Source organism: Bdellovibrio sp. SKB1291214 (assembly GCF_002209355.2).
In the GTDB taxonomy this organism is placed as follows: domain Bacteria; phylum Bdellovibrionota; class Bdellovibrionia; order Bdellovibrionales; family Bdellovibrionaceae; genus Bdellovibrio.
On record NZ_CP106855.1, the window covers coordinates 1,837,032 to 1,856,563 of the forward strand.

Below are 19,532 nucleotides of genomic sequence, written 5' to 3' on the forward strand. Positions count from 1 at the left end.
TTCGCAGCGACTTGCTATTAAAGTAAGTCGCTTTTTTTATAGGTCTTCCGGACTGAACCAAAGCTCCTTGCGATCAAATGGCACCGAGGAGGGCAAATATGGATTTGGTATTTTTATAAGAGCTCTGTTTTTCAGATCCAGTTCCCTGATCACTTTCGAATAGTGCTTATCAAATATCTTGCGATAAGAACCGCTTTTAATCATGAATCTTAAACCTTCTTCCACTCGACGGGCCATCAGGCGGCCATCCGATGAATCGTGGAACCAAAAATAAGTCGGCAGGGGATAATAGAGCAGAACGTGGTCATCTATCACCAAGTTGGGGTAGCGTTTTTTGAACTGGCGATATTCTTCAAGGACCTCAACGACGCCACGGGGAAATATTTGAAATTTTCCAGCGCTTAAAGATTTAAATAAATCGTCGTACTTCTCTTCCGTGATAACGCTAAATCCAGAGTTTTTTAAAATTGGAATATCGCCCCAGCCTGCGCCTTGGCCCACCTGAAGAGTGACAAGTTTTTCTAATGAGTCTACTTTAGTAAGTAGTGCCTGATTTTTTCTGTCAATCAACAGCACTCGATAGCCGATCAGGTTGCGATCAATCGGAATTTTTACCGCATTTAATTCTGTTTCAAAAACCTTATTGGTTTCGCGAATCATGACGGTAAGTTTTGGACTTCCCTTTTTCATCTCCGCCAGTTGCTGATCTTCGGTAAGAATTTCAGAGGGCGTCAGAGAATATGGCCCAAATTTTTTAGTTGTCAGATCGAGTGCGGATTTTAAGACTTCCCAATGATATTTATAACGAAAATCATGATCAGACTCAGGCGCATGATAAACAAATCGCATAACGGCAAGGCTGTTATGACCCAACGTTAAAATGCCTATAAGTGTTAAGACTTTGATTAAATTCATACGCTTTACCCTTGAGTTCAACTGAAATACTGTGTCCTATTTTGTAAAGGGCGTAAAACAAAAAATAATATACGCGTGAAGGAGCCGACGTTGAAACAAATGAAATATATCGCGGACGTTTGATTGATCACATTCAGTTAGTCGTTAAAGATCTAGAGTCCTCTAAAAAATTCTACTTACCGATCTTTGAAACATTACAAATTCCCGTCGGTGGACAAGGGCCCGACTTTTTTTGGGTGGATGAGCTCTTTGTATCTACGAAGGAAAGCAAAGCAGCGACAGGTTCGTTAACGGGACGTGTACATTTGGCATTTCAAGCTAAGGATCGTGCTATGGTTGATAAGTTCTATGAGGTAGCAATGAAATCCGGTGGAAAAGACAACGGTAAACCCGGCGAGCGCCCCTACCACCCAGGGTATTATGGAGCCTTCGTGATCGATCCTGATGGGAATAACATCGAAGCCGTATTCCATGGCCCTGCAAAAAAATCCAGCGAAGCAATCAAGATCACCTTCTAGGTAAAAAAGGTGCCAGGTCCTGTTCCTGTATGCAACGCGGTACTAAAAAAGGGAACTGTTACCTAAAAAAAAGCCCCGGGTTTCCCCAGGGCTTTTTTTATTTCAATTCTTTCGATCGAAATGAACTTACATTGATAGAGCTTTTTTCAAGTTCTCATCAAGTTTGTTCAAGAACGGCTCTGTGTTCATGTATTTATCTGCAGGAACTTTATCGCCATAGATACAAACCGCAAGGTCTTTAGTCATGAAGCCAGCTTCAACAGTTTCAACGCAAACTTTTTCCAAAGTTTGAGCGAACTTAACTAGTTCAGGATTAGAATCCAAGTTTCCGCGGTGCTCAAGACCACGAGTCCAAGCAAAGATAGAAGCGATTGGATTTGTAGACGTTGGTTTACCTTGTTGATGTTGACGGTAGTGACGAGTCACTGTTCCGTGGGCAGCTTCTGCTTCCATTGTTTTACCATCTGGAGTTACAAGAACTGAAGTCATCAAGCCCAGGGAACCGAAACCTTGAGCCACTGTGTCTGACTGAACGTCACCATCGTAGTTCTTACAAGCCCATACGAAGTTACCATTCCATTTCAACGCGGATGCAACCATGTCATCGATCAAACGGTGTTCGTAAGTGATGCCAGCAGCTTCAAATTTAGCTTTGAATTCTTTTTGATAGATTTCTTCGAAGATATCTTTGAAGCGACCATCGTACTTTTTCAAAATTGTGTTTTTTGTTGAAAGGTACAAAGGCCATTTCTTTTGAAGAGCCATGTTGAAGCAAGAGTGTGCGAAACCTTTGATGGATTCGTCAGTGTTGTACATAGTCAAAGCAACACCATCACCTTTAAAGTTGTAAACTTCATGAGTGATTGTTTCGCCACCGTTTTCAGGTTGGAAAGTAACAGTCAATTTACCTTTACCTTTAGTTACGAAATCTGTTGCACGGTATTGATCACCGAATGCGTGACGGCCGATACAGATTGGTGCTGTCCAGTTAGGAACCAAACGAGGAACGTTTTTACAAATGATTGGTTCACGGAAAACTGTACCGTCCAAGATGTTACGGATTGTACCGTTTGGTGATTTCCACATTTGTTTCAAGTTGAATTCTTTAACGCGTGCTTCGTCTGGAGTGATCGTCGCGCATTTGATACCAACGTTGTACTTTTTGATCGCTTCAGCTGAATCAACAGTTACTTGGTCGTTAGTAGCATCACGATGTTCCATGCCCAAATCGAAGTACTTGATGTCGATGTCTAGGTAAGGAAGGATCAATTTTTCTTTGATAAATTTCCAGATAATACGAGTCATTTCGTCGCCGTCGAGTTCAACAACGGGATTCGCAACTTTGATTTTTTTCATGAGTTGTCCTTGTGGGGGTTAATAAGCCCTAGAAATATAGAACAGGGGCCGACCCCGTGACAAAGAATAGAGTGAGTTATGCTTTGCAGCAGGTATCTATAAGGGCGGGCAGGGGCCATAGACGCGCTGGGCGGCAGTTTGGGGAAAATGAAAAAAGCCCCAGAAATTCTTCGGGGGCTTTCGACGTGATGAAAACTAATTGTTTAAAACTAATTGGCCGAGCCGGGAAGCAGCGTGATCGATGCCTTTGTCGTTTGGTCCACAATCACGAGGCAGTTTCCTTGAAAGCGCCAAGTGAAATCCGAAGGTTCGATTTTAGATTGGCAGACCAGTTTATAACCTTCTCTTTGAATCGGATTTTCATTCAATGCGCTATCCAGGAAACTCATGGTGTTAACACCCGAAGTATAGCGAGACGTCGCCGTCGCTCGAACCGTCACTCCATCAAAGTTACAGTCATTCGTTAAACGAAGATAGTCACGAGAGAACGTATAGGTTTTAGTGAATTTAGTGTTACCAATACCTTGTTGGTAAAACCAAGTACCAACCACGGAAGTTCCGTAGTTACCAGTTCCGCAGGAGCTATAGTCAGTTTCGTTAATAACTTTGCCAGGAGTTTTGCCGTCATCAAGGCTGTCTTCAACCGGTTTACAAGCTGTCAACGCCAGACCTAAAATCAATATAGTGATAAGTAATTTCATCGATGCCGTCCTTGGTTTAGAGTTACTTTCTCTGAAAGGATTCCCGACCTAAGGACGACCCGTCAACTCAAATCATGAAGGATTGATGGACCACGCAATTTTCTCGAGCGCTTCGACTTCTTCAGCCCAATATCTGAATGTGTTGAACTCTGGAAATAGCCTTGGAAAACTTGGGTCCTCCCAGCGCTTTGCAATCCATCCTGCATAGGAAATGATGCGCAGGCCACGAAGCATTGGAATCCATGACCATTGATGATCTGGAAATTCGCGAAGCTCTTCATAACCCGAGATGATTAAATCTTTTTCTTCACCGAAAGTTTCCTGATCACCTGACAAAAGCATCCAGAAATCCTGCACAACGGGACCGTTCACGAAATCGTCAAAATCGACCAAAAAAAACTGAGAGCCGTTATTTAGCAAATTGCCCTTGTGACAGTCTCCATGGATACGAATGAATTCGGAGGAATCAAAGTTATCATCGATCGCATACAAGATGTCTTCGGCCGCAACGTTATAACGATTGCGCAACTCTGGAGTAATCCAGTCTTGCAAATGATCCAATGTGTCCCATCCGCCGTAATAACTGGTATCTAACGTTGGACGATGCGCAGCCTTCTTGCGTGCACCGACATTATGAACCTGCGCCATCAAACGACCGACTTTGCGATAGTCGTCGCCCAAAAATTCTTGTGGCATTCGCCCTAAAACTTTTGGAAAAAAGGAAACATACATTCCATCTACTTCTGCGACGGTGGAATCATGTCCCTGGAAAAGTGGTGCGACAGCTGGGATTCCTTCGTTACGCAGGGATAAAAGAAACTCATGCTCTTCTAAGATCGCTTCTTTACTCCAGCGATGGGGGCGATAGAATTTCGCAATCACATTCTTGCTTTGTGAGTTTGGCTCAACTGGTTCCTCAAGCTTGATGTCAAAAACGCGATTTTCATAGGAATTCAGCTGAGCAAATTCTCCTGTCGGGTAAAATCCCGCATTTTCCGCAGCTTGCAGAACTTTATCGGGATCCAAATTATAAAACGAAGAATTTTTGTCCATGGATTTAGATTGCCACTTTTTATTGCTTAAGTCATTCTTCTTCCACTATGAGTGGATCGGTCGAGTTATTTGATTTTGCAAATTGGGCGGTGGAGTTACACCGAAAGCCATTTCGCAGGTCTTTGTCGATTTACCTCTATCCCAATCGTCCCATTAAAGTGGTGGCTAACAAGGTCACTTCACAAAAAACGGTTTTAGATTTTTTGACCACCAAGCGTGAATGGATTGAAAAGAACTTTATCAAGTTCGACGCCATGGCCGAGCTTTATCCTAAAAAAACCATTCAAGCCGGTGAAAAGTTTCCGTTTCTAGGTAAAGACCGCGAATTGAAAGTGGTAATTACTCTGGGAATAAAATCTTTTGTATCACTCAGTGATGACAATATCTTTTTGCATATTCCTAAAGCGCAATGGGATGCAAACACGTCTCTTGAACATCATCCAAAAGCTTTGGCGGAATTCAGACTGTTTTACAAGCGTGAGGCGATTAAATTTATATCTCAAAAAGTGCAGCATTGGGCTGAAGTAATGAAGCTGTACCCTTCACAGTTAAAGTTTCGGGAACAGAAAACCCGCTGGGGCAGTTGCTCTTCCAGAAAGGTGATCAATTTAAATTGGCGCCTGATTGTATTCAGTGAAGAGATCATAGATTACGTGATCATTCATGAGCTATCGCATTTGCGACACATGGATCACTCCGCCAAGTTTTGGGGAGTGGTTGAGCAATATGTTCCGGATTATGCAAGGATTGTGAAGACATTAAAGTCTTCACAAAACACGACGGATTTTTTATCAGAGCGAAATTAGACCAAAGCGTTCTTGCTTTTTCTCATCCATTTTAAAGCGATCAAAGTGCCGCAGTAACCGACACACGCCCCAAAGATCACGTCACTCGTGAAATGATCTTGAATGGCTACTCGTGTACCGCAAGCTGTGATTGCGATTAAAATCCAGAACCAGGCAAAGCGTGGCATTGCGATCGTGAACATAAAAGCGACCACCGCCATCACTTGCGAATGCCCTGATGAAAATGAATGCCAGTGCCAATGATGAGTAAAGGGATCGAAGGTAAAGGGATCACAAACGGGAGATTTGTGGGGACGCTGACGACCCACTAAAAATTTGATGGTGTGAGTGATCGCCCCAGACACCAGTAATGCCACTAAAAAGTTGAGTCCCCAGCGGCGAAGGTAATCTAATCCCTTCGCATATTTTTTTAACGAATGGATACGGGGAGTGATGTAAGCACATACAAACCAAGTGCCCACGGACAGAATAAAGTAATGCTGTGAAAGCCCAATATTCGTTACTTCACGTCCAATAATACGAAGCATTTCCGCAGTACCACCCTCGTGGGAAAAGTACATCGACACATTTTGATCAAAGAAATAAGCAACCACAGCCGCAACCAAAAGGCAGATTCCAGACACCGTCAGCAGGTGGTGTCGAAATTGCCTCGAATCATCTAAAAGGGAGCTTATTTTATAAACAGGCATGTAATTCCTTCTCAAACCCATCATAGGGTACCTCTGTATTCCAATACAAGCTTGATGAGCAGTGACAAAACTTGGCCTGAGCCTTGCTATTGCTGGTGCTATCAAAACTCGTGACTGAAAAAACTTGGAGGTTTTCAATGTTGCAAAGACATTCTTTGATTACTGCGGCTTTGATCGCAACACTAGGTCTTACTGCGTGCAGCAAAGACAAAACAGCGGGTCCTCAAGGACAACCGCAAGAGCCAGCAGCTACTGGTGAGGTGATGAGTGATACACCAAACCCGGCTGAAGGCACAAATGTGAATCCGTCTTCCCCATCTTCATCTGACTATGAAATCAAAAACGGTGTCATCATCGGTAAAAAAGGTGGCGGCGTTGCCAACGGTCCTTATGTTGACAACAATCCGGCAAATATCGAAAGCTCGAAATATGGTAAGCGCTTAACAGGTGCTCGTTCTAACGAAGGTCTTCTTTATACTTCGTCTGCATCTGATGACACGTTGGATGTATTGCGTGGGTTGAAACGTGACCAATTCGGTCTTTCAGCGTCAGTAACAGATGCAAAACTTAAATTCGACAGTATCTCTGGCCAATCCGTCATTACTTTAAGTGTTCAAGAAAACGGCTTCCCAAGAATTTATAACTTGGTTGGCGATTCTTCGATGGATAACGAAAATCAAATCGTAAGACTGCGCGCAGCTCGCGGTGGGAACGGTACGAACACGACGGGTTCAATGCCAATCAATGGTACTCTTCAATGTTTGGATTTGGACGGCGGCTGCCAAACGACTTTGGTAAAAGTTGATCTTGGATTCTCTGGTTCTGCAAGCCACATTGATATCGTTTTCCGTCAATCCGTTGCTGATCTTCATTTCGTTCTTCCAGAGCACGGTTCTGGAAATCCAGAATATGATGTGATGGAAGAGTTAGCTTTGAATACATATAAGTATAAACAAGGTGATAACCGCGTTAAGACTTCTTATATGCATTCATGGGAAGTTGCTAACGGTCGCGCTGGTTTCTCTGTTGTTCTTAGAACTTACACGAATGAACTGCTTGCTTACTCTGGTCCACTTGTTTCTCCAGAATCCGGCAATACAACGAACATCGTATTGAAACCTTTAAAGAAAGATCCTACTCAGGATGATGACGGCATCAGCAACGGTGGTAAATTAGGTTTGCAAAACATGATCGGTGAAGCGCGTCTGACTGCGAACAACGGTTTGGGTCAATTGCGTATCGTGTTTAAAATGAGAAAATTAGCTCGTCACAAACAAGACGTATTTGCGATTGTTTTCATGAGACGTTCAAAACCGGTTATCGATTTGAATGACAGCCAAGAACAAACGCCTCCTCCAACTGTTGGTACAATTGGTGGAGACGATGATGGCGGCGGCTATGGCGATGGTGGCGACGATTTGCCATCTGTTGAATAAACCCAAAATACAAATATAGGTTCACCCTTTATTTGCCAGGGCCACAGACTCCAAGCTGTGGCCCTTTTTTTTTGCCATTCTGCTTCCAGTCTCTTAGTGACACCAATTATTTTGGTATATCGCTTGCTTTATCAGTCCCTCGCAGATTCTAATTGTCCAAAAGGGGGACTAAATGGCTCTACAACAGCACGTTTTATTCTTGGCAGTTTCATTGACGATGATGGTTGGTCCACAAGTCGTTGAAGCGCAACAAAGACAACATCAAGGTCCACGCTCAAGCGGTGGTAGTGACCGTCCACTTCCTCTTCCAGATGAAGATCTTCCGATTCCAGGGCAACCGGATCGCCCTCAGCAACCGCATCAACCTCCGCAACAACAGCCAGCGCCTCGTCCAAACCCGCGCCCAAATCCGAAACCAGCGCCGCGCCCGCATCCAGGTAAACCACCGGCGACAACTCCTGTGGGACCGGGTTATCCAGGTAATCCGCCAGGTCAACCTTATCCAGGCAATGGCAACAACGGTGGCTATGGAACAGAACAAAAAGTTATCTATGTTCAACGTCGCGTGATCAATGAGCGTTTCAATTTGTTTGCTTTGACAGGTGTCGATCAACGTTACCAAGATTGCGTTGTTGAATCTGTTGGTGTGAACGTGATGGGTTCTGATATCCGCACGCAAATCGGTTTGATCATCAATGGTCAAGTTGATCAGTGGGTGAACTCTCCACAACGTTTCGTCAACTTTGTTCCAAGATATCAAGCTGTGATTGGTTCTGCAGTTCGCTTGATGGAAGTTGAAGTTCGCGGCATGTCTGACATTCAATCCATCACGATGAATATTCGTTGCCAAGGTAACGGCGGCGGTGGAGTTGAACAACCCGGACAAGGTTTCCCTGTTAATTTGGGTATCGCTCGTCGCATGATGGGTAATGATCGTTTGGATTTAGCTCCCTACTTTAACTGGCAACAATATCGTGGTTATCGCTTAGTGGCGGTGCAATTTGAAGCAGCTTCGTTGGTAAACGTGTCCTTCCTTGATTTTGCTATCAACGGAGTGTTCACAACTCAACGTGTGCAAGTGGGTCCTTGGAATCAGACATACACAATCAATCCACAAAACGTTGTGATTGGGCAGGGTGCTGAAAGATTTGAATTCTTTAGCCAAGGCCAACTTGATATTCGTAATGTGACGTTGTGGCTGGAAAAATGTGATGACGGACAACACGGTCAACCAATTCCTCCGCCAAGACCGCCGCGGCCACGTTAATTAATCAATAAATTTGTTCTGTATCAGGGGGTTATCCACAAAAGGATAGCCCCTTTTTTGTGCCGCGCGAAAACATGCAGCAAGATCGGCTGAATTCCGTTGTTTTGAAGCTCCAACTGCGTTCAACTATTTAGGCACTAAGGAGCGATTTCTATGCAACACAATCAACCTGAGTTCGGCAAAGGCAAAGAAATTTCAAACACTTCGCTGGTTCCGCCAGTTTTGTCTGATTACATGAGCTACCGCGAATACCTAGCGGACTATTATCAGTACAAACGCAAAGCTTCGAAAGGATCTTTGCGCCAATATAACTACGCAGTTTTTTCTGCGGCAGCGAATATCAAATCGCCAAACTATTTGAAAATGATCATCGAAGGAAAGCGAAATCTTTCTGAGGACATGATCGGTAAGTTTGGTAAGGCCTTAGGCTTTAATAAAGAACAAACTGAAGAATTCCGTTTGCTTGTGAACTTCACTCAAGCAACTGATCCTGCAGATCGTAATATCTTCCTTAAAAAAATGTCAGAGCACCGTGTAGGTGTGAAACTTAAAACGGGCGAGATCGATCGTAAATCCTTCGAAAAAGTTCCGAACTGGGTTGCATGGATCGTTTATGCGATGGTGGATCAAGAGGGAGTATCTTTTGATACAGCTTCTTTGAAAGCCCTACTGCGCGGTAAAGCTTCTGAAGATGAAATCGAAAACTCATTGCAGACGTTGATTGCCTCGGGTGATCTTCGTCGCGATGAAAAAACGGGCGAAATCAAAAAAGCTCGCTCATTGACTGAATCTCCTGAAGACATTCCGGTGGCGTTGGTTCGTAAGCTTCAATCTCAATTGATGTACTTGGGTCTTGAGTCTATTTACCAAGATCAACCGACAGAGCGCGAATTCGGTACGCTTACGATGTCTTTGACGAAAGCAGAATTTGAAGAGATCAAATTCAAACTTCGTCAGATGAGAAAAGGTTTGAACAAAGACAACTCTATCGCTCGTATGAAATCAAAAGGCGAAAGAGTGTACCAACTGAACATCCAACTTTTCCCTGTGACGAATGCAGTGGCGGGTGTGGAAGCATCTCACCAACACTCCCATGTCGTAACAAGTGGTCTTGAGATGAACATCGCTGAATCTATTATAGAAGCGGCAGCTCCTTCAGCAGAGGCGGTAGCTAAAGCCGAAGCAGTTCTTGCTCAAGCGGCAGAGGTCGCGGTGGCTCAGCCGGTTGCAATGGCTCCAGTGACTTCGAAGGCACAACCGCAAGTTGCTCCGACGGCTCCGGCTTCTAAGTCTGACGCGAACAAAGCACCTACGAATGTTAGTTCTTTGGCGTCGGCAGCGGCATCAGCGGCAGAACTTTTCCGCTAAATTTTGATTCAAAAATCGAGTTTGAAAAAGGGGCGAAAAGCCCCTTTTTTACGTCCAATTTTGGGTGTCATTTGCCATGTTTCCAGGCAACTTTTAAAATCCGAATCGATTTCACGAAAATTTAAGAATCTTAAATTTCTAACCTTAAATTCACTAAAATTTCAGCATGTCTGTGGATAAGTCTGTGGAATAGCCCTATAAATGGTGGATATCTGGACCTTTTACCAGGAGATTTGTCATGCTTACGTTAGCATAGTGTTAATACCATGTAACATAAAATGCTGAAAACACATGCAATGACGTGGTGAATTGCCTGTTGTTTTTAATTATTCAAAACAACAAGATGTCCGATCGTTTTGAGGAACTTTGGGTCATCGAAATTCATCAACTTTGAATTCGGAAATCTGTGTTACAATGAACGAGTCATGTTTTCACAAACGGGGGGCGTACTGGCTTCGACGTGGGTGCTGAAACATAAGGAGCATACCGGGGCGGATGAGGACCTCGATAAAAACGTCCATTTTGTAATTGGCAACGATTACGCACTTGCAGCTTAATTAATCTGCACGATCAACCTTGTGGTGGTTCCGCACTTGGATTGATCGTCATTTAGGGACCTCGGAGTGTTGGGTTTTCTCCAGCAGACACTCTTAAATTTACTGGGGGAGAGGTCTTAGGGATTTTGTCTGTGGAAGCCCGAGGACCAATCTAAAACACTGACTAAGTATGTAGCGCCTTATCGCGGATCACTTGCGGACGCGGGTTCAATTCCCGCCGCCTCCACCATTTAAAACTAAAAGACCACCCTTATGGGTGGTTTTTTAGTTTTAAACGCTGCCGTCGTGGAAATTTCAACTCTCAGGTGCGCAAGCGACGGGGTTCGCAAAAATACCAGGAAGGTATTTTTGAGGTGACGAAGTCAGGGCGCAGCCCCGAGGGCCACGACGGCCCGAGCCCATTCCCGCCGCCTTCATGAATTAAAATTTCTTGGCATATCTAATAGTGCAGATATGAAGCCTAGTTCTCTTCAAGCCATTCTGTAAAATTGCTAATTGTTTCTTTGCTTACACCATCTGCGAGGTAGTTAGTAATGTCGGACAGTTTTCTTTCGCGAAGTGACCTTCTCCAGGCTTCGTCAGCTTCGTGCATGACCTTAGCGATATCACAGAGCTTAGTGAACTTCCGATCAGACTTAGCAAGGCACGGATTGTTTCTACGTATTTCATTGCACTTGAAAGTTTTCGTTTTTCCTTCAACCGCTTCTACGACATCCAGAAAAGAAATTTCGGCCGGAGCTTTTGCGAGGCTGTATCCACCATACGGCCCGGTCGTCGTCTTTACGAGACCGGCCTGAGACAGCATTTGTAAGCATTTTGAAAGATATTCTTTAGGTACGCCATGAAAATCAGCAAGGGCTTTCGAGTTGAGAAGCTTCCCTTTTGGTGCGCTCGCCAAAATCATTACGCAGTGTAGTGCCCACTCAACTTGATTGCCTAAAATCATGAAAGATTCGCCTTTCCTAATCCCAGTGCCTGATCTCTTGCGCCGGGAACAGATTTAAATGTGGCTGCGAATCGATTGAACAAGTTGATGAAAGCGATCTGCATATTCAGATCAACGATCTCTTGTTCGCTGAAGTGCTGCTTCATTTTTTGGAACAGTTCTTCGGGGACTGGCCCCTGATTGATGAGCGTGACTGCTTTGGTCCATTCAAATGCAGCTTTTTCTTTTTCAGAAAACAGCGGCGACTCTTCCCATATGGGTACATGGTAGATTCTCAATTCGCGTTCTCCTGCGATTTTAGCCTCCTTGCAATGGATGTCGACGCAAAACGCGCAGCCGTTAATTTGTGACGCGTAGATCTGAACAAGACGCAGGATAGTGGGGTCGACTGAGCTTTTCTTGCAGTACTGATCTACGGCAAGTAGGTGGTGAAAAGCGGGCATCGCGAGCGAAAAGTAATCGAGACGTTGCATAGATAACTCCTTTATTTCGAGATCATGAATACTGCGATCTATCTCGGATAATTATTGTCCGAGATAGAATTTTAATCAAGGTGCCAGTTTTATAGCGCGTTGAAGGCGTTTAAATATTTGAAATATATGATTTTTATTATATCAGAAAGAGACGGCAGATATCTAAAGGGCGATCTTTGCAACAGGCTGGGGTTCGACTAAGGAAACTCCAATTTAAACTAAAAGACCACCCATAAAGGTGGTCTTTCAGTTTTAAATGCTGGTGTCGCTAAAATTTTTAACTTTCAAGTTAGCACGCGACGGGTGTTCGGAAAGATATCAAGATGGTCAGAGCCCCAATCCCGCACCGTCTCCGCGATCTTATGTTTGATAGTTAGTACCCAGTCTGATCAACCGAGAACGCGTTGATGAAAGCATTGTTAACTCTTCCCTGGAAGCCGATGTTGAGGTTCGTAGTTTTAGGGATGACGTGCACGTAGCGACGTAGCACCGTGTTTTTTCCTCCAAGCGCAATCGGATCGAATTTTGGAAGTACTGGCACCGAGATGGTGGACGAACCATTCGGGAAGTTCATAGAAACATCAAATACACGGTCACCCTTAGCGCTGAAGGCCGTTGAGTTTTCCGCAAAGAACAGACCGACGCGGTAAACTGTGGCGCTTACCACTGGTACTTTATAGCTAAAATTCCAGCCGTAGCGTGAGTCGGTATAGAGCGCCTGTAGCGAGGTACCTTCTGTGCTTACGTTTCCGTAGTCATACGCAGCCCCACCCACGAAATATTTGTCGGGCGTGAAGTTAGACGTATTGGTTTTATCCATTTGGCCGGAATTGATCGCATAATTTGGCGCGCCCGCGACTTTCTTAATGGCTAGGCGATCAGGGATTCCGAATTGTTTAAGGATGCGAGCACGTGAAAGAGCCCATGGAATAGTTCTAGAGAAACCGTGGCCTTGTCCTTCGTAAAGCACAAGTTCGGCATCAACCTTTCTGTTCCAAAGAGTGTTTGCAAGGCTCGTCGAGTGAATCGGATCGACCTGCGTGTCGTGTGTGCCGTGAATAATATAGAAGGCTGCCGAATTCTGATCGACGTGAGTCTTTAACGACGCGTCTTTAAAAATCGACATAGTTTTATCGTTGCGCGGCTGACCGATCCAGTCCACAGCACAATCAGTTCCAGTAGTTTGGGTTAGGGTGAAATCCGTGCGACCAAACCAATCCACTACGAGTTGAACTCGGCCCGAGTATTTATCGACATTGCCTTTTCTATCCTCAGCCGGTTCAACACCCAAGATTCCAGCCAGGTAGGATCCCGCAGACTCGCCGTGAGTGACGATCTTGTTTGGATCAACCTGAAAGCGCGCCGAATTTTTTCGAATGAATCGCAACGCCTGTTTAACGTCGGTGACTCCCGCTGGGTACTTCGCAACTGGCGTCAATCGATAGCCGATACTGAAAACTGTGAACCCTTCATCAGCAAGGCCCTTCACAACGCCGTTGATGCTGGCTTTGCTGCCGCTATTGTAGCAACCACCGTGAAAGAAAAGCAGCGCCGGGCGCAGAGCGGTTCCGGGATTAGAGGGACGATAGACATCCATTTTAAGGCTTGTTCCATTAATATAGTCATATTCGACATCTGTCTCGGCGACATAGGCGTGCGCTGCCATTGACGTAAACAGACCGCCCATCATTACGCTCAGTGGAAGGAGAAGCTGCGAACGCAACTTCAACTGGAACGACTTCTTCATCATACTGACCCCCGTACAATCTGTTGGGCGACGTCTCAATTCGAAACGAATCTCAGTCACTCGACTTAGTTAGACATTGCAAACAACTCGCCAGGAATACTGGTCGCAGATTTCAGCTGAGAGCGATCTTATCTAGGGGAGTGCAGAACATTTGTTCAAGTTGGGAGTTAGGCGTGGGGGTAAGCATCGGTTTCGAATTCGAATTATGGAAATTCGTCTACAATGCGCTAGTTCGTTGAACTTGTCGCCACGCTGACAATGACTCCACGTTTTTCCGCAGATATTCGGAGGCTTTTGCAAATAGACGGACAGTATCTGAATAGAGGATAACTTATTTTTTGAGGGTAGTTTAGGAGTCAGTCACTATATTGGAATTATTTGCGTGATTTTTGATTTGCATCAAATTTTTCGCGCGAATTTTTCACTGTGCTCCAGTTTTTTAAAGCCCAGGCAGTGAGTTGCTGCATGGGTTCTAAAAGGCTTAATCCCAGCTTAGTAAGTTCGTATTCGACTCGAGGCGGGATTTCGGGAAAGACTTCACGATGAACGATACCGTCGCGCTCAAGACTTCTTAGTGTTGAGGTTAACATCGTTTGGGAAATTCCTTCGATGCCACGTTTAAGATCGGAAAACCGCGCACGATTCTCTGGCTGTCGCGAAAGTACTACTACGATTAAAATTGTCCACTTGTCAGCGATGCGGCTGATAAAATCTCGAGTCGCTTCGGCGCGCTCACTTTTACAGGACTCAAACTCGGGAAGCTTTTCCGTTTTTCTTAATGATTTCATAAAGTACGCTCCACCTTACTAAAGCAGAATATTCTGCCATCTTCTTTTTTAATTTCTACAGCATTATCATTATCAGTACAGATTTCATACTAACAATGGATTTCGTATCTTCAACGACATTTCATCAACCGACTGAAAGTGAGACATTATGCAGAACATTCTTTTTATTCAATCAAGCCCCCGTGGTTCGGCCTCGATCAGCAGTAAAATTGGCCGTGGCATCGTCGATCAACTTATAAAACAAGATCCGAAATTGACCGTGATACATCGTGATTTAGCCAATACTCCCGCGCCGCATTTGTTGCAGCCCGAACAAATTGCTCCCTTTTTTACTCCTGCTGAAAATCATTCCGCAACCGACAAAGAATTAATTAGATATTCCAACGAGGCCATTCAAGAACTTATGAAAGCCGATATCATAGTGATCGCGACAGGAATGTATAGCTTTACGGTTTCGTCAGTCTTAAAGAGCTGGTTTGATCAAGTATCACGAGCTAAAATTACTTTTCAATACACTCCACAAGGCCCAGAAGGTCTGGTGAAAGGTAAAAAAGTCTATTTAGCATTAGCCTCTGGGGGAGTTTATTCAGAAGGCCCCGCTAAACCCATGGATTTTGTTTTACCGTATCTTATTTCGGTTCTGGGATTTTTAGGAATGACAGATGTGACTGTGGTGCGTGTGGAAGGCGCTGGCATTGCAGGATTTCAAGAGGACACGGCAATTAAGAACGCATTGAATTCGACAGATTTTAAAATTTGATCAATTATGAATGATAAAAAATAGCGGAACCTCATCAGTTCCGCTATTTTTTATTTGATGGTTAGTAGCCAGTTTGAGTAACCGAGAACGCACTAATAAAGGCGTTTCCAATTTTTCCCTGGAAGTCGATATTGAGATTCGGAGTTTTGCTGATCACGTGCACGTAGCGACGGATCGCTGTGTTTGGTCCCGCAATCGCGTAAGCATCAAAGTTTGGAAGTACCGGCACCGAAACGGTGGACGTACCGTTCGGGAAGCTCATCGAAACATCAAACTGTCTCATTCCCTTCGCAGTCACCGCAGGTGAGTTTTCTGCAAAGTACAGACTGATGCGATAGACGCCATTGACCACCGGTAATTTGTAGCTGAATTTCCCACCGTAGCGCGAGTCGCTGTAAAGAGCTGGCGTCTCTGTGCCCTCTGTCTTCACGTTTCCGTAGTCAAACATCGTTCCACCAACAAAGTTTTTGTCGGGCGTGAAGTAAGACGTATTAGGTAGATCCGGTTGGCCAGCATTGACGAAGTACGACGGTGCGCCCGCAGCTTTCGTGACTGCTCTGCGATTCGTAATTCCGAATTGTTTAAGGATTCGAGTGCGTGAAAGATTCCACGGAATACCTCGGGACCCGAAGCCGTGACCTTGCCCTTCGTAAAGCACGAGATCAGCCTCGCGACCTTTACTCCAAAGAGTGTTTATAAGGCTTGTCGAGTGAATGGGATTGACCTGAGGGTCATGTGTACCATGAATGATGAAAAACGCAGCCGACTTCGAGTCGACGTGAGTCATTAACGACGCGTTTTTATAAATCGACAAAGTTTTTGAGTTGCGCGGCTGGCCGATCCAACCTTGAGCGCAATCGGTTCCAGTAGATTGTGTGAGGGTGAAGTCGGCGCGACCAAACCAGTCCACTACAAGTTGGACTCGGTTCGAGTATTTGTCGACGGCACCTTTACGATCCTCTGCCGCTTGAAGTCCCAGCATTGAAGCAAGGTGGCCGCCGGCCGATTCGCCGTGAGTGACGATCTTATTCGGATCGATTTGAAAGCGTGAAGAATTCTTGCGAATAAAGCGCAATGCCTGTTTCACGTCGGTGAGCCCCGCGGGGTATAAAGCAACTTGTGCCAATCTGTAGTCGAGACTGAAAACAGTGAACCCATCATCAGCGAGTTCCTTCACATCATTGTTGATCTGGGATTTGCTGCCGCTATTATAGCAACCGCCGTGAATGAAGATCAGCGCCGGGCGCAGAGCGGTGCCGGGGTTAGACGGACGATAGACGTCCATCTTAAGGCTTGTTCCATTGATGTAATCGTATTCGACGTCTTTCTCGGCGACGTAGGCCTGTGCTGCCATTGATGTCACCAATCCGCCCATCAACACGCTCAGTTTTAGGAAAAGCTTCGAACGCATACCGACCCCCATCAAATCTGTTAGCAATGTCTCACTTCGGATCGCCTCCGTTATTCGACATTTTCAGAAAGTGCAAACAACTGGCCACGGATGAGAGCTGTAGGTTGCAGCTCAGATCGAACTTATGAAAGAGCGTGCCGAACATTTGTTCAAGTCGTGAGTTGGTCCCGTGGTAAGCACCGGTTTCCAATTCGATTTATCGAATTCGTCTGAAGTTCGATAATTCGTTAAACTTCTCGCCACACCAAGATGAGATGACTCCACCTTTTTCCTCAGATATTCGGAAGCTTTTGTAAGTGGTCCCGACAATAGCAGCTTCTGGCTAAGCACCACCTAAGAATCGCGGAAGGGTGCTATCTATATGGTCCGACGTGGAAGCATATTTGGAAAATAAAACCAGGCTTGGCAGAAATAGAGCTTTGTCATCCAAGCTGGAAGCGCTGACTATAAAATTATTTTCATGACCACTCGTTAAACTAAACACTTGTGTTCCGCAAAGAGGGCAAAAGTTTTTTGTCGTGACGTTGCCACTATCGGCGCGATAGCTCCAGCTTGAAAAACTTCCTATGATCTTAGTTTTGTCTTTTGCGAGCAACACATATGAACCATGTCCGGTCGTTGAAAACTTCTGACAATGTAAGCATTGGCAATGGAATGCAATGAGTGGTTTCATGGTGCATTCATACCTTAAGGCCTCGCAAAGGCAGCCGCCAGTGATAGGAGTATCTAATGTTATGTTAGCAGTTTTAACACTTACGCAATAAATTCCCGAATAGCCCGAATGGTTTCCTGCGGGGCACTGATTTGAGGATAATGCCCGCCAACGTTTAAAACGACCAATTTGCTATCTTTAAACTGCTGCTTTAAATAGTCGCAAACCCACGACGAAGACACGGGATCATTCGTGCATTGGATAATCAAAGTGGGCTTAGTGTACTTCTTCACATCTCCACGATGATCCGACATAAAAACAGTACGCCCAAATTGCGGCGTCATTTTCGCGTCTTGCGTCTGAAACATTTGAACTAACTCGGCACCAAGTTCGGGACGATTCGGCGTTCCCATAAACATCGGGGCCATCTGCGCAGCCCAACTCGCATAATCACTAGACATTGCTGCCAGGATGCCTTCAACTCCCGGACGGTCAAACCCTCCCTTGTAATCGCCCTCATTCAAATAACAAGCGGATGGACCGATCATAACAAGTTTAGAAAAAGCATTGGGACGCTCGATAGAAGCAAGCATCCCAATCATGCTGCTGGCAGAGTGACCAACGAATATCGTATCTGTAAGTTTAAGTTCATCAATGATTTGCACAAGGTCTTGAGCATAGCCTTGATAGCTAGAGTATTTTGCATTGTCGTAAAACTTAGCATCCTGGCTCTTGTTCCCGATATGATCAAAACGAATAACTCGGAAATCTTTTTCAAAGGCTGGAGCAACTCGATCCCAAACGGATTGATCGCAAGCGAAACCATGAGCAAAGATAATTGTTTTTGTTCCGTTGCCAGTGATTTTAACACGATTGCGTTCAGTCAAAGTCATGATCACTCCAAAGCTAAGTTTTCATACTTTAAGTCCACAATGAAATCTAAAAGAAGGCGAGATAATTTGCAGAATTGTTAGAATCCAATTCTTTGGTCGTTTGTTAATTATCGAGGTAAGAAAGGGGAGTTTTGAAGACTTGCCCGAGCGAATGCAGGCAAGTCAGAATATCTTGATAAATTTCTTAAAAGAGGTGAGCTAGAAAACCGCGTAAACGTTTAAGTTATAGCTGATGTTTTCGTATGAAAAAGCTCTTGAGTCTGCGCTCAACATGGAGCCGCCACCATTTTCCAAATTCGTGTCGCTGATCAATGCAGGATTTATATAGAAAGCACCGTAATACAAATTCAAACCGATTTCGTGGGACCCAAGATTCCCCATATCTGGCTCCCAGTTGCCTCGTTGAGCTTGGCTGGATTTTTCAGAAATCGTATAAGCATAGTAAGGATTTACCTTATCATTCATTGTATAAATGAATATCGGAGCCGCTTTTAACTGGTAGTATTCGGCATCTGCTCCAACCGCTGTATTTGGATTCCCAGCGCTGTTGAATAGGACACGCGACGAGACCAAGCCTGCCATTGTGAACTTAGGATTGATCATCCACTCAAAATAATTGTCTAAACGAAGGCGTCCCATTTCATGGTTTTCTTGAGCAACAACATCTGTGGGCGCGTAGTATCTCAAATCAACAAGGCCAAAGCTTGAATTCATCCAACCCTTTGGTCTTAAAGCTCCACGCAAAATTGTTTCGGCCATTGCCACAGAAGAATCGCGATGAAGTTTTGAATCGCGCGCTCCCAAATGCTCACGGCTTGATGTGTATTGAAACTGTTGACGCAGTTCCAGCTCCCAAGCTTTTGTCGGAGCATAGCGAGCCCCAACAAAGTTGTAAGAGATAATCGCACCAGCTTCTGTGCCGCGATTATCGCCTTCGTAGTTAAAATTTTCTGAACCGATAGTCAGGTGCCATGGATTTTCTTTAGATGGCGCCTGTGTCGTAATGCTGGCTTCCGCAACAGGCGCTGATGAAGATTGGCCTGGGTTTACCGCTTTAAGTGTTGAGGTTGACGTGTCGTCGGCAAATGCCTGCGCACAAAGCAAAGTCGCAATCGTGATAAGTACTGTCTTCATTCATCCCCCCGGAAATGCACAGATGTGAAGATCATTTCAATAAGTACTTAACCCGTCAAAAC

Annotated in this window: 19 protein-coding genes and 1 other RNA gene; 7 read left to right on the forward strand and 13 right to left on the reverse strand. The window is 44.8% G+C overall.

Annotation, left to right across the window (positions count from 1 at the left end):
- Positions 1–36 precede the first annotated feature (36 nt).
- Positions 37–915 carry a hypothetical protein gene (locus B9G69_RS09125; RefSeq protein ID WP_254916911.1) on the reverse strand — a complete coding sequence of 293 codons (879 nt, stop codon included), beginning with the start codon at positions 913–915 and terminating at the stop codon, positions 37–39.
- A 119-nt stretch (positions 916–1,034) separates the two neighbouring features.
- Between B9G69_RS09125 and B9G69_RS09130 the strand changes: the two genes are divergently transcribed.
- Complete coding sequence (locus B9G69_RS09130; RefSeq protein ID WP_254916910.1) at positions 1,035–1,433, forward strand: VOC family protein; 399 nt, start codon at positions 1,035–1,037, stop codon at positions 1,431–1,433.
- A gap of 126 nt (positions 1,434–1,559) precedes the next feature.
- Here the strand turns inward: B9G69_RS09130 and B9G69_RS09135 are convergent, their stop codons facing one another.
- The 3 genes from B9G69_RS09135 to B9G69_RS09145 all read right to left on the reverse strand — a co-directional run bounded on the left by B9G69_RS09135 (position 1,560) and on the right by B9G69_RS09145 (position 4,543).
- Positions 1,560–2,789, reverse strand: a complete 1,230-nt coding sequence (locus B9G69_RS09135; protein ID WP_088615845.1) for an isocitrate dehydrogenase (NADP(+)) — start codon at positions 2,787–2,789, stop codon at positions 1,560–1,562.
- Positions 2,790–2,998: 209 nt separating this feature from the next.
- Entirely contained in the window at positions 2,999–3,490 is a 492-nt protein-coding gene (locus tag B9G69_RS09140; protein ID WP_088615844.1) for a hypothetical protein, read from the reverse strand.
- A gap of 72 nt (positions 3,491–3,562) precedes the next feature.
- Positions 3,563–4,543 carry a serine/threonine protein kinase gene (locus B9G69_RS09145; protein WP_265437697.1) on the reverse strand — a complete coding sequence of 327 codons (981 nt, stop codon included), beginning with the start codon at positions 4,541–4,543 and terminating at the stop codon, positions 3,563–3,565.
- A gap of 47 nt (positions 4,544–4,590) precedes the next feature.
- Between B9G69_RS09145 and B9G69_RS09150 the strand changes: the two genes are divergently transcribed.
- Complete coding sequence (locus tag B9G69_RS09150) at positions 4,591–5,349, forward strand: M48 family metallopeptidase (protein WP_265437698.1); 759 nt, start codon at positions 4,591–4,593, stop codon at positions 5,347–5,349.
- On the opposite strand, the gene B9G69_RS09155 is transcribed toward B9G69_RS09150, so the two are convergent.
- Positions 5,346–5,972 carry a phosphatase PAP2 family protein gene (locus tag B9G69_RS09155; protein WP_254916909.1) on the reverse strand — a complete coding sequence of 209 codons (627 nt, stop codon included), beginning with the start codon at positions 5,970–5,972 and terminating at the stop codon, positions 5,346–5,348. The two genes, B9G69_RS09150 and B9G69_RS09155, sit on opposite strands and share 4 nt — an antisense overlap.
- A gap of 203 nt (positions 5,973–6,175) precedes the next feature.
- Here B9G69_RS09155 and B9G69_RS09160 point away from each other — a divergent pair, with 203 nt between their 5' ends.
- The 4 genes from B9G69_RS09160 to ssrA all read left to right on the forward strand — a co-directional run bounded on the left by B9G69_RS09160 (position 6,176) and on the right by ssrA (position 10,895).
- Positions 6,176–7,474 carry a hypothetical protein gene (locus B9G69_RS09160; RefSeq protein ID WP_088615841.1) on the forward strand — a complete coding sequence of 433 codons (1,299 nt, stop codon included), beginning with the start codon at positions 6,176–6,178 and terminating at the stop codon, positions 7,472–7,474.
- Positions 7,475–7,646: 172 nt separating this feature from the next.
- On the forward strand, positions 7,647–8,741 hold the full coding sequence (locus tag B9G69_RS09165) for a hypothetical protein (protein WP_088615840.1): 1,095 nt from the start codon (positions 7,647–7,649) through the stop codon (positions 8,739–8,741).
- Between the two features lie 153 nt (positions 8,742–8,894).
- A complete protein-coding gene (locus B9G69_RS09170) occupies positions 8,895–10,109 on the forward strand; it encodes a TIGR02147 family protein (RefSeq protein WP_088615839.1) in 1,215 nt (404 codons plus the stop codon).
- Between the two features lie 440 nt (positions 10,110–10,549).
- Positions 10,550–10,895, forward strand: a transfer-messenger RNA (tmRNA) gene (gene ssrA, locus B9G69_RS09175).
- A gap of 231 nt (positions 10,896–11,126) precedes the next feature.
- Here ssrA and B9G69_RS09180 read toward each other — a convergent pair.
- The 4 genes from B9G69_RS09180 to B9G69_RS09195 form a co-directional block, all read right to left on the reverse strand.
- Positions 11,127–11,612, reverse strand: coding sequence for an RrF2 family transcriptional regulator (locus B9G69_RS09180; protein WP_088615838.1), 486 nt, complete (start codon positions 11,610–11,612; stop codon positions 11,127–11,129).
- Positions 11,609–12,085 (reverse strand): carboxymuconolactone decarboxylase family protein, encoded by a 477-nt coding sequence (locus B9G69_RS09185; protein ID WP_088615837.1) that lies wholly within the window; start codon positions 12,083–12,085, stop codon positions 11,609–11,611. The genes B9G69_RS09180 and B9G69_RS09185 overlap by 4 nt, the downstream gene beginning before the upstream one ends.
- A 373-nt stretch (positions 12,086–12,458) precedes the next feature.
- Positions 12,459–13,835 carry an alpha/beta hydrolase fold domain-containing protein gene (locus B9G69_RS09190; protein WP_088615836.1) on the reverse strand — a complete coding sequence of 459 codons (1,377 nt, stop codon included), beginning with the start codon at positions 13,833–13,835 and terminating at the stop codon, positions 12,459–12,461.
- Positions 13,836–14,206: 371 nt separating this feature from the next.
- Entirely contained in the window at positions 14,207–14,620 is a 414-nt protein-coding gene (locus B9G69_RS09195) for a winged helix-turn-helix transcriptional regulator (RefSeq protein ID WP_088615835.1), read from the reverse strand.
- A gap of 148 nt (positions 14,621–14,768) precedes the next feature.
- Here B9G69_RS09195 and B9G69_RS09200 point away from each other — a divergent pair, with 148 nt between their 5' ends.
- The gene (locus B9G69_RS09200) at positions 14,769–15,380 is read left to right on the forward strand and encodes an FMN-dependent NADH-azoreductase (RefSeq protein WP_265437699.1); all 612 of its coding nucleotides are present in this window, start codon (positions 14,769–14,771) and stop codon (positions 15,378–15,380) included.
- Between the two features lie 61 nt (positions 15,381–15,441).
- On the opposite strand, the gene B9G69_RS09205 is transcribed toward B9G69_RS09200, so the two are convergent.
- From B9G69_RS09205 to B9G69_RS09220, 4 genes are all read right to left on the reverse strand, one after another.
- Positions 15,442–16,791 (reverse strand): alpha/beta hydrolase fold domain-containing protein, encoded by a 1,350-nt coding sequence (locus B9G69_RS09205; RefSeq protein WP_176400962.1) that lies wholly within the window; start codon positions 16,789–16,791, stop codon positions 15,442–15,444.
- A 322-nt stretch (positions 16,792–17,113) separates the two neighbouring features.
- Positions 17,114–17,464: a GFA family protein gene (locus B9G69_RS09210; protein WP_265437700.1), complete on the reverse strand. Its 351-nt coding sequence runs from the start codon at positions 17,462–17,464 to the stop codon at positions 17,114–17,116.
- 80 nt (positions 17,465–17,544) lie between these two features.
- The gene (locus tag B9G69_RS09215; protein ID WP_088615831.1) at positions 17,545–18,336 is read right to left on the reverse strand and encodes an alpha/beta fold hydrolase; all 792 of its coding nucleotides are present in this window, start codon (positions 18,334–18,336) and stop codon (positions 17,545–17,547) included.
- 198 nt (positions 18,337–18,534) lie between these two features.
- Positions 18,535–19,470: a hypothetical protein gene (locus B9G69_RS09220; RefSeq protein ID WP_088615830.1), complete on the reverse strand. Its 936-nt coding sequence runs from the start codon at positions 19,468–19,470 to the stop codon at positions 18,535–18,537.
- Positions 19,471–19,532: the final 62 nt, after the last annotated feature.

Coding starts and splice junctions, on each gene's coding strand:
- B9G69_RS09140 (WP_088615844.1), bottom strand. CDS start 3,490: ATGAAATTACTTATCACTATATTGATTTTAGGTCTGGCGTTGACAGCT.
- B9G69_RS09145 (WP_265437697.1), bottom strand. CDS start 4,543: ATGGACAAAAATTCTTCGTTTTATAATTTGGATCCCGATAAAGTTCTG.
- B9G69_RS09220 (WP_088615830.1), bottom strand. CDS start 19,470: ATGAAGACAGTACTTATCACGATTGCGACTTTGCTTTGTGCGCAGGCA.
- B9G69_RS09135 (WP_088615845.1), bottom strand. CDS start 2,789: ATGAAAAAAATCAAAGTTGCGAATCCCGTTGTTGAACTCGACGGCGAC.
- B9G69_RS09200 (WP_265437699.1), top strand. CDS start 14,769: ATGCAGAACATTCTTTTTATTCAATCAAGCCCCCGTGGTTCGGCCTCG.
- B9G69_RS09150 (WP_265437698.1), top strand. CDS start 4,591: ATGAGTGGATCGGTCGAGTTATTTGATTTTGCAAATTGGGCGGTGGAG.
- B9G69_RS09170 (WP_088615839.1), top strand. CDS start 8,895: ATGCAACACAATCAACCTGAGTTCGGCAAAGGCAAAGAAATTTCAAAC.
- B9G69_RS09190 (WP_088615836.1), bottom strand. CDS start 13,835: ATGATGAAGAAGTCGTTCCAGTTGAAGTTGCGTTCGCAGCTTCTCCTT.
- B9G69_RS09205 (WP_176400962.1), bottom strand. CDS start 16,791: ATGCGTTCGAAGCTTTTCCTAAAACTGAGCGTGTTGATGGGCGGATTG.
- B9G69_RS09160 (WP_088615841.1), top strand. CDS start 6,176: ATGTTGCAAAGACATTCTTTGATTACTGCGGCTTTGATCGCAACACTA.
- B9G69_RS09125 (WP_254916911.1), bottom strand. CDS start 915: ATGAATTTAATCAAAGTCTTAACACTTATAGGCATTTTAACGTTGGGT.
- B9G69_RS09185 (WP_088615837.1), bottom strand. CDS start 12,085: ATGCAACGTCTCGATTACTTTTCGCTCGCGATGCCCGCTTTTCACCAC.
- B9G69_RS09215 (WP_088615831.1), bottom strand. CDS start 18,336: ATGACTTTGACTGAACGCAATCGTGTTAAAATCACTGGCAACGGAACA.
- B9G69_RS09195 (WP_088615835.1), bottom strand. CDS start 14,620: ATGAAATCATTAAGAAAAACGGAAAAGCTTCCCGAGTTTGAGTCCTGT.
- B9G69_RS09165 (WP_088615840.1), top strand. CDS start 7,647: ATGGCTCTACAACAGCACGTTTTATTCTTGGCAGTTTCATTGACGATG.
- B9G69_RS09180 (WP_088615838.1), bottom strand. CDS start 11,612: ATGATTTTAGGCAATCAAGTTGAGTGGGCACTACACTGCGTAATGATT.
- B9G69_RS09210 (WP_265437700.1), bottom strand. CDS start 17,464: ATGAAACCACTCATTGCATTCCATTGCCAATGCTTACATTGTCAGAAG.